This window comes from Vibrio penaeicida (assembly GCF_019977755.1).
Taxonomy (GTDB): Bacteria; Pseudomonadota; Gammaproteobacteria; order Enterobacterales; family Vibrionaceae; genus Vibrio; species Vibrio penaeicida.
In genome coordinates this window covers 137,797-152,179 of sequence record NZ_AP025144.1, presented here as the reverse complement: position 1 = coordinate 152,179, position 14,383 = coordinate 137,797, and the positions used below count along the sequence as shown (strand labels likewise).

The window sequence follows — 14,383 nt, the reverse complement described above, 5'->3', positions numbered from 1 at the left end:
TTCCTAAATATGTGATGCTAGCCAACGGGACATAGCACAAATCGTCAGTGCAGGGTTTGCAATGCCTAGCCTTGGGAACGCACCGGGGCCAATGGCATACAGCCCAGGCATCGCGGCTAACTCAAGTTCCTCGGTTAATGCGTTAACACCTTTTCCTGCCAGCGGGTGGCAAGCGCTTTCATGTTCGTAAGCACCATAAGGAAAGGTGAACCGAGTAAAGACATTGGTTTGAGAAGTGGTATCTAAACTATTGAGCGCAATGTCGAATTCATCTTGAATGGATGAATCAGCAAAAGATTTGAAGTGTTTGCCTTGTTTTTCATCTTCAGTAGGGGATAAAGCACGCAGATCCGCATTCAGCTTTTCGCGAGCAAATTCCACTAATCTATTAGCAACTTTGTTGTAGTTATCGATATCACGCTCAGAATGGTGAGCGTCGATCGCAAGCTCTGCTTTGCCACCACTGACTTGACAGCGCAACTGGCTCAACGGTGAATCTTCTGGGTTTTGTTCTACTACCGCCATCAGCAATAACAACCTGTCGCCATCAGGCGTTCTAGGTCGCTCAACCACAAAAATATTGGCGTTCAGGTCGTGGTGCTTACTGTAGCCATGCCACAGCATTTCGTGTCTGTAGGCACCTATTTCGGTTCCTTCTTTTACTTTGACCGCAATACCCAAACAGTAATGATCCGTCAGTTCAGACGTAAAGCTTTGCCCAATCGAGCTAGCGATTATAGCGTTGTTCACCATCGCAGAAGCCGCCAGCACACACTTTGAGAATCCTGTCTGGTTCACGGTTTTACCGCTGGTGTCTGTTAGATAAAATTGACCATTTGATTTTGCCACCTTCGCAATTTTAGCGCGCTCGATGGTAATTACGCCGTCTCGGATAAAGCTCTCTAGGGAGTGCATTGGGCTGTAGGAAGTGAATCGGCCATCTTCCATAAATCGTGCAGCCTGAGGCACATGTGTTAAGAAATCCGCAACTGGGTTGGAAGGTGTCATCTCAGGAAATTGAGAAGAAAAGCCTTGGGTTAACTCTGGATATAGGCCATTCTTTCCCGCCAAGATCTGTTGCCAGCTCTTAGGCCATGAGGCAAGTGCAGCCTCCTCAAGAGGCAACATAACCCCGTGGTAGCAAAGTGACCGTCCACCAAGCCGCTCACTGATCCCCCCTTGTCCCCAATGGTTGTTCGCCGTCCAAGGTCTTAATTTTTCATCACCCGTTAGTATTCTGGTATCAAAATGCACGTGTTCTTGACGAAGGCTTGGACCCGCTTCATAAATATGTACACGCTTTCCACTTACTGCGGCATAGAGGGCAAATTCTAACCCCGATAAACCACCACCTACTACACATAGGTTACTCATACTTTCTCCTTGTATTATTTTTATTGGTGTTTCTTTCTGTCAATGAAATACAGTACGAGCAAGCCAACCAGTCCAACGATGGACGATAACCAAATAGCCCCTTTGGTCTCGAAGTAATACATACCCACGAAATAGACCACAGAGGACACTGACGAAGAAATAAAGAAAGAGATGGAAAGTAACGAGCCACCCACACCAGCACGACCTGTTGCCAACGATTGCAAGAAACCAATAGGAATACTGATTAAACACGCAGCACCAAGTGCAAGCATAGGGATGAGTAAATAAATATGCGTCATGGTTTGTGTGAAGGAAAGTAACGCAATAGAAATAGCGAATATCACTGCACCGATAATAATGACACTGGATGGTTGCATTTTGGATGCTAAACGCGACCAATAAAAAATAAAGAACACTTCAAAAATAGCAATACTGGCTTCAAAAGCACCAATACCCGAATATCCACCTTGAACTTGATTAACGATAATAAGTGGTACCGTGGCGTCTAATGTAAAAAGCATATTGGTGACAAGAGAAACACTGATTAATTTAATCACATTTTCTTTATTAAATACTTTTAATAATGATTCAGATGCCTTATCTGATTTATATTCGACGTTTTTTAAGGGTTCATTAGAAAATACCCCTAAGATAAGGGCAGCAAAGATACCTGCGTACAGCCATACATATATGAGTTGATTTTTTTCTAGTGCTAAAGAGCCAATCACACCTAGTGTAGCCACATAGCCCATTGAGTACACTGATCGCAACGCTGCATTTTCTTTATGTTGGTCGTTGCCTTCAACGTTTTGACGCTTTGCTGCCGCATACCCAAATATCAGTGAGTTGATAACAAAAAAGACAGGCAGAAGTAAGCAGTTAGCAACAAAATAGACTATTTCATTCGGCCAAAAATACAGGCTGAGGTTACCGACAATACCGCAGAATGCACAAATATAAATGTACTTAACAAAGCTACCATTTATATCAGATCGCATCCCAAAGAAAATACTGAATATTGTTATGACTATTCCAGAGAATAACATCACCAAGCTATAAGAAAGCTCGGAGACGCCAACAACATCAATACCAAATATATTTTTATAGGGATTAACTGCTGCACTTGCACTCGCAAGAAGGAAAATAGCCAGAACCTGTTTGTTCATAAATAAAGAAGATGAATTCTTATATAAACCAGGCAAATCAATATTTTTAAACAAAATAGTCCCTTAATGAAAAGTCAATTAACTACTTCCCTAAAATCACATGGATTTATTAGGGATAATTGGGCTTTTAACACGTCGATATGGCAGTGCTTACGCGGAATTGATGCTATACACAACAAAACTTACAACAACTTGTTTTATAAATGCGTGCGGCAGAGCTCAACTTTTCAAGATGAAACAACAGGGTGTTGTTTTTTAAGAATAAAATGTTGAAAACACAGAGATATTAAGCTGTTAACATCAACTTAATGGTGACTTAAAGAGAATTAATTCCAAGAAGCACGAAAATTCAGTCAGGTGTCGATAGTAACGGCTAAAATGAAGTTCAAAGCACTTTAACATTTTGATAATTATATATATTTCAAAATGTAAAATAACAAAAAACTCAATAGAAAGGGAAAAGATGCTGAATGTGTATAGAGCGACGTAAAAGGACCCTAGCGTCCTTCTACTATACGTTGGACACCGATCCTCGAATCACTAAGCGGGGTTTGATTTTGATTTCGCACAACGCGTCTTTTTCATCAAACTTTCTTTGAATACCATCCAGTGCCTGCGTGGCAATGGTGTTCAGCGGAATGTCGACGGTTGTAAGCTTGGGATAACTCAAGTCTGATTGATAAATATTGTCGTACCCAATATTGGAGAGATCTTGAGGAATGAAAGGTTGTACCTTGTGCAGGAATAATAAAGTCAGCCCCTTAGTAAACTAAGAGGCTGCGTGATTTATTTCACCAGTTCAATCTTGTTAAGCGTGGTAGCTACTTGTTGAAGCACTGTTCTTATGGTTCGGTTGTTGGCAGGGAAGTACCGGCCCGGACTGGCGCACGATTTCATGGATTGAGAGCGATTATTGAAGTCAATGGCGATGATTTCAATGCCTTTCTTTTTCATCTCTCGACATAGGGAGACTTGTTTCCGGTCACGCATTTTAGGGTCGGTTAAGTGATCGCCATCAGTAAACAAGATCATCACTTTTTTATTGTTAGGCAAACCGTAATCTCTAGGCAGCTCGGATTTTTTCTTGTCCCATTTTCCTCTCCATTCTGGAGAGAGTAAACGCCAAGCCCAAACAATTCCTTCAGCATTATTGGTGCTCACCTCTGGATACATTGTTTTAAGCCCTCTGACGAGTTCTTTATGGTTGGACAAATAAGGTAGAACCTTACTGACACCACAGTCGGAATTATCAAATAGAGCCAGTAAATGTTTCCAGTTAGGACGATAGGGATCTTTATTGTCTTTTGGATAAAACTCTAACAGTGGCGTGCCATCTTGAAATTCCGGTACCCCAGGAGGAAAAGCGGTATGCAAAACAAACCTGAGATCCTGATGTTGTGGGCCACGCTCTAAGTTTCTAATCCAAGTTGGTGTCATGGCGCTGGCGTTAGATAAACCTTCCTGAACTTCCGTGAGCTGGGTACACATGGCTCCACGCCAACGATCTGGTATCTTATCGCTCAGCAGATCCCTCCAGCGCATTTCCTTAAACAAAGGCTTAAGACCTCTGGGAACCTTGATGGCGCTAGGCTTAAAAAACTCAGGTCTAAGGCCAATATTGACATAGCCAGTCGCTGGAACAATGCTAACGGTTTTACTTAAGTTACGTCTCTCTTGTGCATAGAGAATATCAGCAAAATCTCGTAGACCTTTTAATGCTTGCTCCATAGGTTTGTCCATCATGGAACCAGACACATCCAGCATAACGGCTATTTCTAGGGTCAATTGATGAAGTTGGGATTTTGCGTGATGTTTTATATCTAAATTGCCGGTTTGAAGTTGGTCCGTGAGCACCAGTTGATCTAAGTCCACCGTCCCTTTTACGCTAACCGAGGCATCGCTTTCCCGTTTATGCAGTGACGCCGTAGGATCTTTTAATCCAGAAGTATCTGACTCTATGTTCGCTTCCAAAAGCTGCTGGGCATCCAGAGCGGAAGTATGACTGTCTGAAGCTGAATACAAGATGGAGTCGGCCAGCATAGAGAGTCGGCTGTCGGTGATGCTTGAAATAATGACCACCAGAACAAAACTAAAAAATGTGAGCATGCCGGACAGAAACAGAGCGGTTGATACAGAGATAACGCCCCGCTGTTTGTGTCTTTGTAAAGTACCCATCTTAGTTGACCTCTCGGATCATGCTTGAAGAAAAACGACCTTTCGGCCACAGGTTCCAAATTGGATTGGTCTCTTCAGGGTCAAAACATAGGGTGACTTCGACCAAACTCCCTAATGCAAAATCCGGCCAACGCTTGGTCAATGGGCAGCGACCATCAAGTAAAATAACGGTGGTTTCATCGGTTGCGGCATTATAAGTGGCAATGGATAAGCCAGCTTGCCCTTTGGCTATAAACTCTAATTGGGTTTCTGCAAAGTCACGGAAATAAGGAAGCTGAGCGATATTGTTCTCTCTTGTTAGTGTTCTCTGATTTCCGACCAGTGTCAGTATGTTGTAGTTTAAGTTAATGAGTCTCTGTTCAACACGCATGATGGTGAGTAGCTCCGACGAAGCCAGTATGATGGTCAGTAATATAGGAGCAATCATGGCCATCTCTAGACTTATGCTTCCTTTGGCTCTGGAAGGGAGACCGGACTGACGTAGCTTTTTTATGCACATAGTTAGTTAAACAATAAATCCTGAGAAATAATGACGGTACTGGTTTGTTTGAGTTTTTCAGGTTCAAAGAAGCCCAGCGGGCTAAATTTCAACTCAGTCGTCAAGGTGGCCGTCACTCGGTAAACGGGATCAGAAGGACGATAAATAGGGTCAACCTCTTCTTCTTCATCTTCCACTTGCAACAGGGCATCCATCGAATCAAACTTGATCAGTTCAATGGTGACCGAGTCGAGAAATCCAAAGCCGTGCTCTTCAACCATACGTTTTACTTTCCCGCTGGTTAAAGGGTTGTTGTACCAATTTTCTGTAAGCAGTTCGCGAAGAGATTGACGCATGGCATGTTCGAGCAATCCGTATTGAAGATGGAGCCGCGATACATCAAAAAACATCAAAGTGATCCCGAGAAAAACAGGCATCAAAAAAGCGGTTTCAAGACTGATCACCCCTTTTTGCCGTTTTGACGAGCTTGTCATAGTAGGGTTCCTGAGCCATTTAAACGACCTTTGAGTATCGACAGATCTCTTTCCACTTCACTGGCTGGTAAATGACGAGTTAACAGAGCCCGAGCTTGATCTTCATCGCCTTCTGCCAGAAGTAATAGGGCAAAGTTAAGCTCGACCTGAATAGGCAACTGCTGATACGCCAACAAAGGCTCAAAAGTCTGTCGTGCCTTAGCCAACTGATTGTCCTGCAGATAGCTAAGCGCTAAATTGGAGCGATAATGAGGATTGTCGGGGGCAAGGGCGACAGCTTGGGTGAGCTCTGAACGAGCTCGTTCTAAATCAAACTCCAGTAAAGCGATGCCTAGCCCGTTATGAAGTCGAGCCTTAATACGATTATTATTCGCCTTGCTGACCCCCAGTTCATAGACGGCAATGGCTTCTGGCACTCTTGCTGCTGCCAGAAGATAACGACCTAAGTACATACTAGCCTGGGCAGCGATAGGATCTTCAGCTAAGGTGACGTGTTTTAGTTTGGCGATAGCCGCTTCTTTTTTGTCTTGGTTATACTGGCTTCGGGCAAGCATAAGCTGATATTCCAGTTTGTCTGGGTATGCGCTAAGCAGCCTTAAGTACTGCTCTTCAGCCTTTGCAAATTGTCCGTAGTTAAAGGAAGCTTCAGCCAGAACTTTTTCGTTATTTTCCGTCTGTTTGTTCACTTTTTGCGGCGTTGCGCAGCCTAGCAGCATAAGACAAAGGTAAATGGAGGCTAGGCCTTTAAAGGTAAAAAATGAACTCATCGTAAGCTCTCTAGTAATAGGTTCATTGTTGGGGTAATGATAAGAACAAGCAGAGGCAACATAATAAGCGCCATTTGAATCAAGGTAATGCGACTTGGCAGCTTACCGGCTTGTTCCTGAAGGGCCATTTTTCTCATTTGGCGCGCATCATCACTGATGGTTCTCATGGTTTCCGCAAGAGGAGAACCATATCGCTCGGCCATAGAAATGGTGCTTGCCAAACGCTCAAGTTCTTTTAATCCGGTTCTCCATGCCAGTTTTTTCAGACACTCAGAAGATTCTCCCCGCACTTGGATCTCAGCGTGGGTACGCAAAAACTGGTTGGCTAACATGGGTTCCACATCAAGTAGGTATGTGCCGACTTTTTCCAAGGCACGTTCAAGAGACAATCCGGCTTCTACGCTAATAACCATCAGATCGATGGCGTCTGGAACCACTTGTTGTTGTTTTTGTATCGCTTGGCGGGCCAAACGTTTCAGCCAGTACTCCGGAAGGTTTGAACCAAGTACATAGCTAATTAAAATAAACATGACGGTCATGGCTTCAAGAAGCTCTTCTTGAGACCAACGCCAAAAAAGGGCAATAACGGCCGCCATCAAGCCAAGAAACAGCTTGGCACCTCGTGTTGAGTTCAGTGCAGTTGGTGATTGTATCCCCGCTTGTTCTAACATTTGAACAAGGCGTTTTTTCTCTTTGTCTGATACCGGATACAGCACCCCTAACGAGCTCCAGAATGACGGAGTTTGTTGGGCAACGCCGACGTCTTCATCGTCGTTGATTTTTGTGTATCGTGCACACTGTTCCTGCCAACGCGCAAGGGTTTGCTGAGACAAGAAAAAAGTCGCTAACACAAGGATGAAAATCATCACCAATGCCAATGAGACAATCCAAAAGTTGGGGATAGTGGTCAGTTCCATGATACTTATCCTTTTAACTGTGTCATACGTCGAATGAGAAAAAGGCCAAACAGAATGCTAGTGACGACATATGCCATAACAAGTTGCCCTCCCGTTGAAGCCATTAAAAAGTCAAAGTGTTCTTTGCCTGTGGTAAACAGCACTAAACAGACCAGAACAGGTAGAGCCGCCAGTACTTTAGCTGAGTTACGGGACTCAGATGTAATGCTGAGAATGCTGGCATTAAGTTCGGCTCGGGCTCTTAATGTATGACTGAGTCTTTCCAGTACGCCTGTCAGGCGACCACCGGTTTCTTGTTGCAGACTCAGTACTATGGTTAAGAATCGAAACTCAGCAATAGGCATTCTTTTCGCAGCATGCTTCATTACGTCAGGTAAAGTCTGACCGACACTGAGCTCATCGTGCATTCGTTCAAACAGACGTCGAGTGATGCCATCGTGCTGGTGAGATATTTCAAGAAAGGTATCCGCCATTGGAGCGCCAACACGTAACGCCCTTAACAAACCATCGATGATGTCTGGCAGCTCATTACGAAAATGGTCCATGGCTTTTTGTTGTTGCTGAAGATAGAAAAAATAGCCGGCTAAGCCAATACTGACGGCACTCAATGGAATGGATACGTACCAATCCATGCCGTTGATAATCAGCAGAGTCGAAAAAGCCACCAGCGCGACTATGCCACCCGCCGCCCATTGACGAAGCTTTTCATACCCCAGAAAGGTCACCAAGTTTTGGAACCATTGCCAACGCTCCCAGAAAGGAGCGACGCTCTCCTGATCTTGGGACAGTGCCACTAAGGTGTATCGGCCGAGCTGTTTTTTCCAACCGTCCTGCTTTTCTATATGATGCCAGGCAAAGGCACCGGCGATTAACCACACCAAGGTGATTCCAATCAGCAAAGCCACTATGATTTCTCCACGCTGGTTTGCATCTCTTCTTCCAGAGCAAAGTGAGAGGCTTTTTCTAGCAGGGCTTCAGAGACATTGAATACGTTGTAGTCACCGTGTATCTGATGTTTATCCGCGCGTTTGAGATCAAAACGGAAAATCGGCTTGAGCTCAATGTGCTCGCCCTGGCTCCCTACGACTTCACTGATGGCGGTAATACGGCGATGCCCATCTCTCATTCTTTCCAGTTGCACAACGACATCGATAGCGCTGACAATTTGACTGCGTATGATTTGATCCGACAGTCGCTCACCACCCATTTGCAACATGTTTGTTAGACGAACAATGGCATCTTGGGGGTTGTTTGCGTGAAGAGTACAAAGCGAGCCGTCATGTCCCGTATTCATCGCCTGCAACATATCAAAGGCTTCCGCCCCACGAACTTCACCTAAAACAATTCTATCTGGACGCATACGAAGTGCGTTTTTGACCAAATCGCGAACATTCACCTCTCCGTTCCCTTCCGTACTCGCGTTACGAGTTTCCAAAGGAACCCAGTGCGGCTGTGCTAAAGAGAGCTCTGCTGCATCTTCTATGGTAATGATGCGTTCGTCTTCACTGATATGTCGACTCAACGCATTCAACAGGGTTGTTTTACCTGAACCCGTTCCTCCTGAAATAAGGATATTGCAGCGGCAGTGTGTTGCGATGGCCAAAAAGTCAGCCATTTGGGAAGACAAACTCTGTTTGCTCACCAGGCTATCCAGCATCATTTTGTTGGCTGGAAATTTACGGATAGAGATACAGGTACCGTGTAATGCAAGTGGCGGAGCGATGACGTTTACTCGGCTGCCATCTTTAAGTCTTGCATCAACCATAGGGTTTGACTCATCCACTCTTCGCCCTATTGCATTCACAATACGCTGAGCGACGTTCAAAACATGCTTACTGTCCCTAAATCGAATGTCGGTTTTTTGTAGAATACCCTGACGCTCCACATACACAGTATCAGGGCCGTTCACTAAAATGTCTGAAACACTTGGATCTTCTAACAAAGGTTGAATCGGGCCAATGCCCACCATTTCATCAACCAATTGAAGCGCAAGAACAGCCAATTCCTGATTGTTGTATGGCAGCATTTTTTTTGAAGCAATATTAGCTAAAGCTTCTCGGACTCTCGGTAGCAACTCATCTCTGCTTAGGTTAGCGGCAACCGATGGATCAACCAGCTCATAAAAGGCACTTTTCGCCTCATCTGACATGGTTAACAGTTGATGAGTTCTCTGCTTGGGCGCAAGGCTGCTTTGTCTAAACATGAGCAATTACCTTTTTGCTGCCGAGCTGACCATTTGGCCTAGCTGAGCAAGCTTTTTACTGAATCGAGTACTTTGAGACATAATAGGTTTGCCTACCAGTTCTGACTTTTCAAACGCTTTGGCATCAAAAGGGAACTCAAGGGACAAGTCTAAGCTTAGAGACTTACTCAGTTCAGTCTTAGGCACTCGCCCTTTACTTTTTCTGCACAAATTACCCACCAAAATCTGTCTTTGATGTGTCGATTGAACGCGCGCTCTAAGTTTGGCTAAAAAGCGGTAACTATTAAGGCTGTAATCGGTGACGTAAATACAGTTATCGGCTTTTTCAATGACGTCTAACATGGCTGGATTATGGAGGTTGGGTATATCAATAATCACCGTACCATAGTGCTCTGCCAGAGCCTGAATGGTCTCAGTTATCGAGCCATGATTGTCGGAGGGTAACTGGCTATCTTGACCATAAAACAGGTGCAGTGTTTTTGAAAACTGATGGCTACTGTGAGCGAGCAGAGTTTCGTCAATACGATCCGCATCTTTTAGAATATTTTCTAAATTGGGTTCATAGTCGGTGCCAAGTAAAATAGGGTGCTGACTATGGAAGACATCAAGGTCGACAAGCGCAACGTGCTGACTTTGCTTTTCTGCAAGATAGTAGCCTAAGTTGCTGGCAATAGTACTGACACCACAGCCGCCTGAACTACCAAGAACACAGATGACTTTGCCCGTACGTAGGGATTTTTTCACCTGATGACCTTGAAGATGAAGCAAACTCAGTCTCAGTGCATCGGCATCAAGAGGAGTTGTGTGGTAATCATTCACTCCGGCAAACATTAAGTGGCGATAAAGGGTCACTTCTTGCTTTTTCCCCAGAACGATCAACTTCATCTGAGGAGGGCAATGATGTGATAGCTCACTAAGAGCGCTGTCTAAGTTGACACAGTCACCTCCATCAACCAACAAAAGGTCGGGGGCGCCATGTTTTGTACACCACTCTCTTGCCTTGTTAATGTCGCCTTTTTGTACCTGAATATTCTGGTTATCAATGTCGGCAGCCAGTTGAGTGATGATTTGTTGACTGTGGTCGTCTAATACAAAAGCAACGACGTTAAACGTACTGTCTGACACGGGTTAATCCTCTCCGGTTACTGACTGCTTTTCCGCAGATTTGATTTTGTTGTTGTAAAGTCTTTGAACAGCACCGGCAGATAGTGCAGTGTTATGCTCTTGGTAGATATTCCCCTGATGCCATGCCATTTTATCGCTGGCACTGGCGTACTGATTGCGCAATTGCTGGCAGGCTTGAGGACTCACAGGAACAGCAGATTTATTGTATCGACACGTATCCGGCGCAAAAATCACTTCGATATCTCCCTGCATGGTTTCCTCCACACTAGGGGTATGATCCAGCTCTACTTGCATTAAGAGTTTGTTTGATAGGTGGCTTTCAATCTCTTGTTTTTCTGATTGACTAAGCAAGCCGCCTTGCAGAGTAATGTTTATCTCTCCCACTTCTTCTCGATGAATAAGGGGCGCGGTTAACTGATCTAACACGACAGGCAGTGTTTCCCTGTCAGCGTTAAATTCAGCCGTGTCGGTGTAACTATGATGCGGAAGTACTTGATTTGGTGCGACACAAGCGACCAGTGCAGGCAACAACAAAGCCACTGAACAAAGTTTTAATTGATTCATCATGATTCCTAATAGTTGTAACCGTAGTTGCCAAACAACCTGCTGTTTTGATCGTGTGTTTCCCCTGTTTTCTGCAGGAATACGCGCTCAAAACGACTCGCTGGTCTGTAACGATCCAGAGGTGTGGTAAGAAGAGAGGGATCACTTGTGGGTTCGACTAATCGGGCAGTGGCAATAATAACCAACTCACTTTCTGAGTTTTTGAAACTGTTGTTACTAAAAAAAGGGGCCAGTACAGGGATTTCGCCAAGAAAAGGCAAAGCTTCCACTTTATGATCTTGATAGGTGCGAACTAAGCCGGCTAGCGCAAAGCTTTGTCCATCTGCCAGTTCGATGGTAGTGGTGGCTCGGCGGGTTTCGATTCCCGGTACTTCAACACCGGCAATGGAGACGCTGTTTTCACGGCTTAACGTCGATACTTCTGGCGCAACCGTTAGACTGATCTGGTTGTTGCTCAGTACGGTTGGCGTCAACTCCAAAGCGATACCAAACTTTTTAAACTCAATGCTGACACCGTCGTCGCCATTGTCGACAGGGAAGGGAAATTCTCCTCCAGACATAAAGGTGGCAGCTTCTCCAGACTTAGCCGTTAGATTAGGCTCAGCAAGGACATTCACTAGACTGTTTTCGACTAAGGCATCAATGATCACGTTTAGACCATGCTGATCGGGTCCACTAGGCAAGTTGTTAGTAGGAAACTTATTGCCTGGCGTTACCCCAAGAGCGGTTTGCAAACTGTCCCAAGTACCCCAACGCATGTTACCAACAGAGCTCCATCTCAGACCCAGTTGTTCACTGGTTGTCCGCTCCATCTCGACGATACGTACGGAGATATTAACCTGCGTGCTTCCTGCGGTTTTTAGTTGATTAACCACTAACGGGTAAGTACCCATACCACCGCCAGGCTTCGCTGCTCCGTTTGCCCTAGCACCATTCCCGTCCTGTGAAGAAGGCGCGCCCATGGTTTGTGTATCTTCTTCTTGAAGAGATTTCGCATAACCAGAAGCCATGCTGAGAATTTCATGAGCTTGCAATGGTGTCGATACTTCTCCCATTGCAATAATAGCCCCGCCACTGTAGGCAAAGGAGACGCTAGCATCAGGGAAAGCATGTCGGACATTTTGCTCCAGATCAGAGATATCAACGCTGATCACAATTTTGTAATGAGCCAATGTAGAAGCGTTAGCACCAAGGACAAGTATGTCTGTCTCCCCTAACTTTTTACCCGCAATCATAATGTGTTGACTGGAGGGAGCATGTACAACAAGTAAGTCAGGATCAGACACAAAGATGTCTTGCACCTCACCGGAAACAGCAATTAAACGATTTTCGTTAACGGAGATTTCTAGCGTGTTAACTTTTGCATAGACCTGAGCAGAGCAAAGCAGTGTCAGCACACATATACAGAGTGTTTTGAAAGTGTTCATGAGTTATCTCGCTGTCGGTTTTTCTTGTGTACGGACATCCTGACCGTCAAAAATTCGGATAGAGTGCTGTGGCCGCATGCGCGGATTATGGTTATCAGAAATTTCCTCATCCCATAGCGTGACGTTGTCTGATTGAGCTAGGCTTGCATCTTGATAGGCGCTACGAAGTAAAAGAGACAAAGCACCAAGCTTACGAGCCAGCAGCAAACGTTGCGCTTGATCGGCCGTCACTTCAAAAGTGACCGGGACCGTGCGCTCCCCGTTTTGATTGAGTGAACTTGATGGATCTTGTTTCTCTGGACCACTCAGGATGTCGGTCAAAACATTGTCTACCGCTAGCAAGCGAACATTTTCTAAAACTAAGTTGTTAGCGTGTTTAGTCACTTCCCCAAACCCTTCTTCATCTTGATGTTTTTTGGAAGTGGTTAAGAGGATATCGACATAGTTACCTGCTCGAATTAATCCGTAATTGCTACCAGCAAAGGTGATATCTAAGGTGACGCCTTTCATCCCAGGAGCAAGCATAGAAGAGAGGTAATGGCTTTGTTCCGGTCGGATAATGACAGAGGAGGTTAAAGGCTGACCAGCGACAAGGGATTGAGTGATCAAGCTGCCTTCTAATGATTTGAGTTCGACAAAATCTTTTAAAAACAGATCAATCAATTGATGTTCAGAGTCATCGAACGGTGCCCAGGTGAAATCCTGAGAGCGAAGTAAAGAACCGACTTGAATAGGGTATTTGGCAACCAAAATCCTTGGAGCAATCGCTTTAGGTTCTTCTACTTTGACCTGTTCTTCTGTTTTTGATACTGGCGTTGCCGCCGTATTTGACCAGACAAACATTAGCGTAACGAGTAGTAAACCTATGCTAATGAGCACAAAAAGTAACTTTTTCATGGTGTTTGCTTTTTTAAATGTAGTGAATGGTTGTTATGGCACTGCCAGCAATTGCGACGGCATAAGGCACCGTTTTTATAGGGGAGTGTTTTATCAAACCCAATCCGACTAAATGGTTGTATACGAGAATGGCTATACTTAATCCTCCACCTACCAAAGCGGTTTGCAGTAACAACCACTGCCAATGTTCGATGGAGCCATAGGCGCATATTGCCAGCAGCTTACTGTCACCAGCCCCTAGCCAACGATAGTGGAAGGCAACAATGCCTAGAAACAAAATGATCAAACTAATGGTGGCGTGATAAACGCTAAACGGGACTGCAGTGAACACCACAATCGCCAGTATCAATAACGCCCAGTTTGGGACTGTTCGATTTCTTATGTCAGTCAGTGAAACTATGCATAACAGAGCAAAAGTGGTGGCTTTGAGTAATAAAAGGAAATTACTCTCCACTGGCACCCATGTTCATACCGTCAATAATGGCCTGGAACTTATCTTTTAGAGCGGTGATGAATAGACCGTCAGAACCAAAAATCGCCAAGATCCCCGCAGCTAAACCTGCCGCAAGAATTCCGTATTCAATAGCTGTAGCGCCACTTTCATCTTTAAAGTAGCGTTTTAGAAGGTTGGTGAAACCATTCATTGAAAATATTCCTTATATTGCATTCAGCAGTCAAATGATTATGAGAATTATTATTAATATCATTGAGAAAATCAATAACAATATTATAATATATTCTAAATAACCATTAACATACAGAATAACAATCTGTAATTATACAGAATGCCAGTCAT

At 44.5% G+C, this 14,383-nt stretch carries 16 protein-coding genes; all 16 read right to left on the bottom strand.

Features of this window, described 5'->3' with window-relative positions; translation table 11 throughout:
- Positions 1 to 3: 3 nt before the first annotated feature.
- On the bottom strand, positions 4 to 1,374 hold the full coding sequence (locus tag LDO37_RS00680; protein ID WP_126610206.1) for an FAD-dependent oxidoreductase: 1,371 nt from the start codon (positions 1,372 to 1,374) through the stop codon (positions 4 to 6).
- A gap of 20 nt (positions 1,375 to 1,394) precedes the next feature.
- On the bottom strand, positions 1,395 to 2,594 hold the full coding sequence (locus tag LDO37_RS00675) for an MFS transporter (protein ID WP_104400216.1): 1,200 nt from the start codon (positions 2,592 to 2,594) through the stop codon (positions 1,395 to 1,397).
- A 457-nt stretch (positions 2,595 to 3,051) separates the two neighbouring features.
- Entirely contained in the window at positions 3,052 to 3,261 is a 210-nt protein-coding gene (locus LDO37_RS00670) for a substrate-binding domain-containing protein (RefSeq protein WP_224055423.1), read from the bottom strand.
- Between the two features lie 65 nt (positions 3,262 to 3,326).
- Positions 3,327 to 4,715: a vWA domain-containing protein gene (locus tag LDO37_RS00665; RefSeq protein WP_126606740.1), complete on the bottom strand. Its 1,389-nt coding sequence runs from the start codon at positions 4,713 to 4,715 to the stop codon at positions 3,327 to 3,329.
- A gap of 1 nt (position 4,716) precedes the next feature.
- On the bottom strand, positions 4,717 to 5,142 hold the full coding sequence (locus tag LDO37_RS00660) for a hypothetical protein (RefSeq protein WP_224055296.1): 426 nt from the start codon (positions 5,140 to 5,142) through the stop codon (positions 4,717 to 4,719).
- A gap of 74 nt (positions 5,143 to 5,216) precedes the next feature.
- Positions 5,217 to 5,687, bottom strand: a complete 471-nt coding sequence (locus tag LDO37_RS00655; protein ID WP_126606738.1) for a TadE/TadG family type IV pilus assembly protein — start codon at positions 5,685 to 5,687, stop codon at positions 5,217 to 5,219.
- Positions 5,684 to 6,454, bottom strand: a complete 771-nt coding sequence (locus LDO37_RS00650; protein WP_126606737.1) for a tetratricopeptide repeat protein — start codon at positions 6,452 to 6,454, stop codon at positions 5,684 to 5,686. Before LDO37_RS00650 ends, LDO37_RS00655 begins: the two co-directional genes overlap by 4 nt.
- Positions 6,451 to 7,371 (bottom strand): type II secretion system F family protein, encoded by a 921-nt coding sequence (locus LDO37_RS00645; protein WP_224055295.1) that lies wholly within the window; start codon positions 7,369 to 7,371, stop codon positions 6,451 to 6,453. Before LDO37_RS00645 ends, LDO37_RS00650 begins: the two co-directional genes overlap by 4 nt.
- Positions 7,372 to 7,376: 5 nt before the next feature.
- A complete protein-coding gene (locus LDO37_RS00640) occupies positions 7,377 to 8,276 on the bottom strand; it encodes a type II secretion system F family protein (RefSeq protein WP_126606736.1) in 900 nt (299 codons plus the stop codon).
- Positions 8,276 to 9,574 carry a CpaF family protein gene (locus LDO37_RS00635; RefSeq protein WP_126606735.1) on the bottom strand — a complete coding sequence of 433 codons (1,299 nt, stop codon included), beginning with the start codon at positions 9,572 to 9,574 and terminating at the stop codon, positions 8,276 to 8,278. Before LDO37_RS00635 ends, LDO37_RS00640 begins: the two co-directional genes overlap by 1 nt.
- A gap of 6 nt (positions 9,575 to 9,580) precedes the next feature.
- Positions 9,581 to 10,699, bottom strand: a complete 1,119-nt coding sequence (locus tag LDO37_RS00630) for an AAA family ATPase (RefSeq protein WP_126606734.1) — start codon at positions 10,697 to 10,699, stop codon at positions 9,581 to 9,583.
- A gap of 3 nt (positions 10,700 to 10,702) precedes the next feature.
- Positions 10,703 to 11,263 carry a hypothetical protein gene (locus LDO37_RS00625; RefSeq protein ID WP_126606733.1) on the bottom strand — a complete coding sequence of 187 codons (561 nt, stop codon included), beginning with the start codon at positions 11,261 to 11,263 and terminating at the stop codon, positions 10,703 to 10,705.
- Positions 11,264 to 11,271: 8 nt separating this feature from the next.
- The gene (locus LDO37_RS00620; protein WP_126606732.1) at positions 11,272 to 12,690 is read right to left on the bottom strand and encodes a type II and III secretion system protein family protein; all 1,419 of its coding nucleotides are present in this window, start codon (positions 12,688 to 12,690) and stop codon (positions 11,272 to 11,274) included.
- Positions 12,691 to 12,693: 3 nt separating this feature from the next.
- Positions 12,694 to 13,587: a Flp pilus assembly protein CpaB gene (gene cpaB, locus LDO37_RS00615; RefSeq protein WP_126606731.1), complete on the bottom strand. Its 894-nt coding sequence runs from the start codon at positions 13,585 to 13,587 to the stop codon at positions 12,694 to 12,696.
- Positions 13,588 to 13,600: 13 nt separating this feature from the next.
- Positions 13,601 to 14,041, bottom strand: a complete 441-nt coding sequence (locus LDO37_RS00610) for an A24 family peptidase (RefSeq protein WP_126606730.1) — start codon at positions 14,039 to 14,041, stop codon at positions 13,601 to 13,603.
- Complete coding sequence (locus LDO37_RS00605; RefSeq protein WP_022551875.1) at positions 14,031 to 14,231, bottom strand: Flp family type IVb pilin; 201 nt, start codon at positions 14,229 to 14,231, stop codon at positions 14,031 to 14,033. Before LDO37_RS00605 ends, LDO37_RS00610 begins: the two co-directional genes overlap by 11 nt.
- Positions 14,232 to 14,383: the final 152 nt, after the last annotated feature.

Excerpts from the sequence above, each read along its gene's own strand:
- cpaB (WP_126606731.1), bottom strand. The coding sequence starts at position 13,587 with ATGAAAAAGTTACTTTTTGTGCTCATTAGCATAGGTTTACTACTCGTT.
- LDO37_RS00650 (WP_126606737.1), bottom strand. The coding sequence starts at position 6,454 with ATGAGTTCATTTTTTACCTTTAAAGGCCTAGCCTCCATTTACCTTTGT.
- LDO37_RS00605 (WP_022551875.1), bottom strand. The coding sequence starts at position 14,231 with ATGAATGGTTTCACCAACCTTCTAAAACGCTACTTTAAAGATGAAAGT.
- LDO37_RS00655 (WP_126606738.1), bottom strand. The coding sequence starts at position 5,687 with ATGACAAGCTCGTCAAAACGGCAAAAAGGGGTGATCAGTCTTGAAACC.
- LDO37_RS00635 (WP_126606735.1), bottom strand. The coding sequence starts at position 9,574 with ATGTTTAGACAAAGCAGCCTTGCGCCCAAGCAGAGAACTCATCAACTG.
- LDO37_RS00660 (WP_224055296.1), bottom strand. The coding sequence starts at position 5,142 with ATGATTGCTCCTATATTACTGACCATCATACTGGCTTCGTCGGAGCTA.
- LDO37_RS00665 (WP_126606740.1), bottom strand. The coding sequence starts at position 4,715 with ATGGGTACTTTACAAAGACACAAACAGCGGGGCGTTATCTCTGTATCA.
- LDO37_RS00680 (WP_126610206.1), bottom strand. The coding sequence starts at position 1,374 with ATGAGTAACCTATGTGTAGTAGGTGGTGGTTTATCGGGGTTAGAATTT.
- LDO37_RS00625 (WP_126606733.1), bottom strand. The coding sequence starts at position 11,263 with ATGAATCAATTAAAACTTTGTTCAGTGGCTTTGTTGTTGCCTGCACTG.
- LDO37_RS00620 (WP_126606732.1), bottom strand. The coding sequence starts at position 12,690 with ATGAACACTTTCAAAACACTCTGTATATGTGTGCTGACACTGCTTTGC.
- LDO37_RS00645 (WP_224055295.1), bottom strand. The coding sequence starts at position 7,371 with ATGGAACTGACCACTATCCCCAACTTTTGGATTGTCTCATTGGCATTG.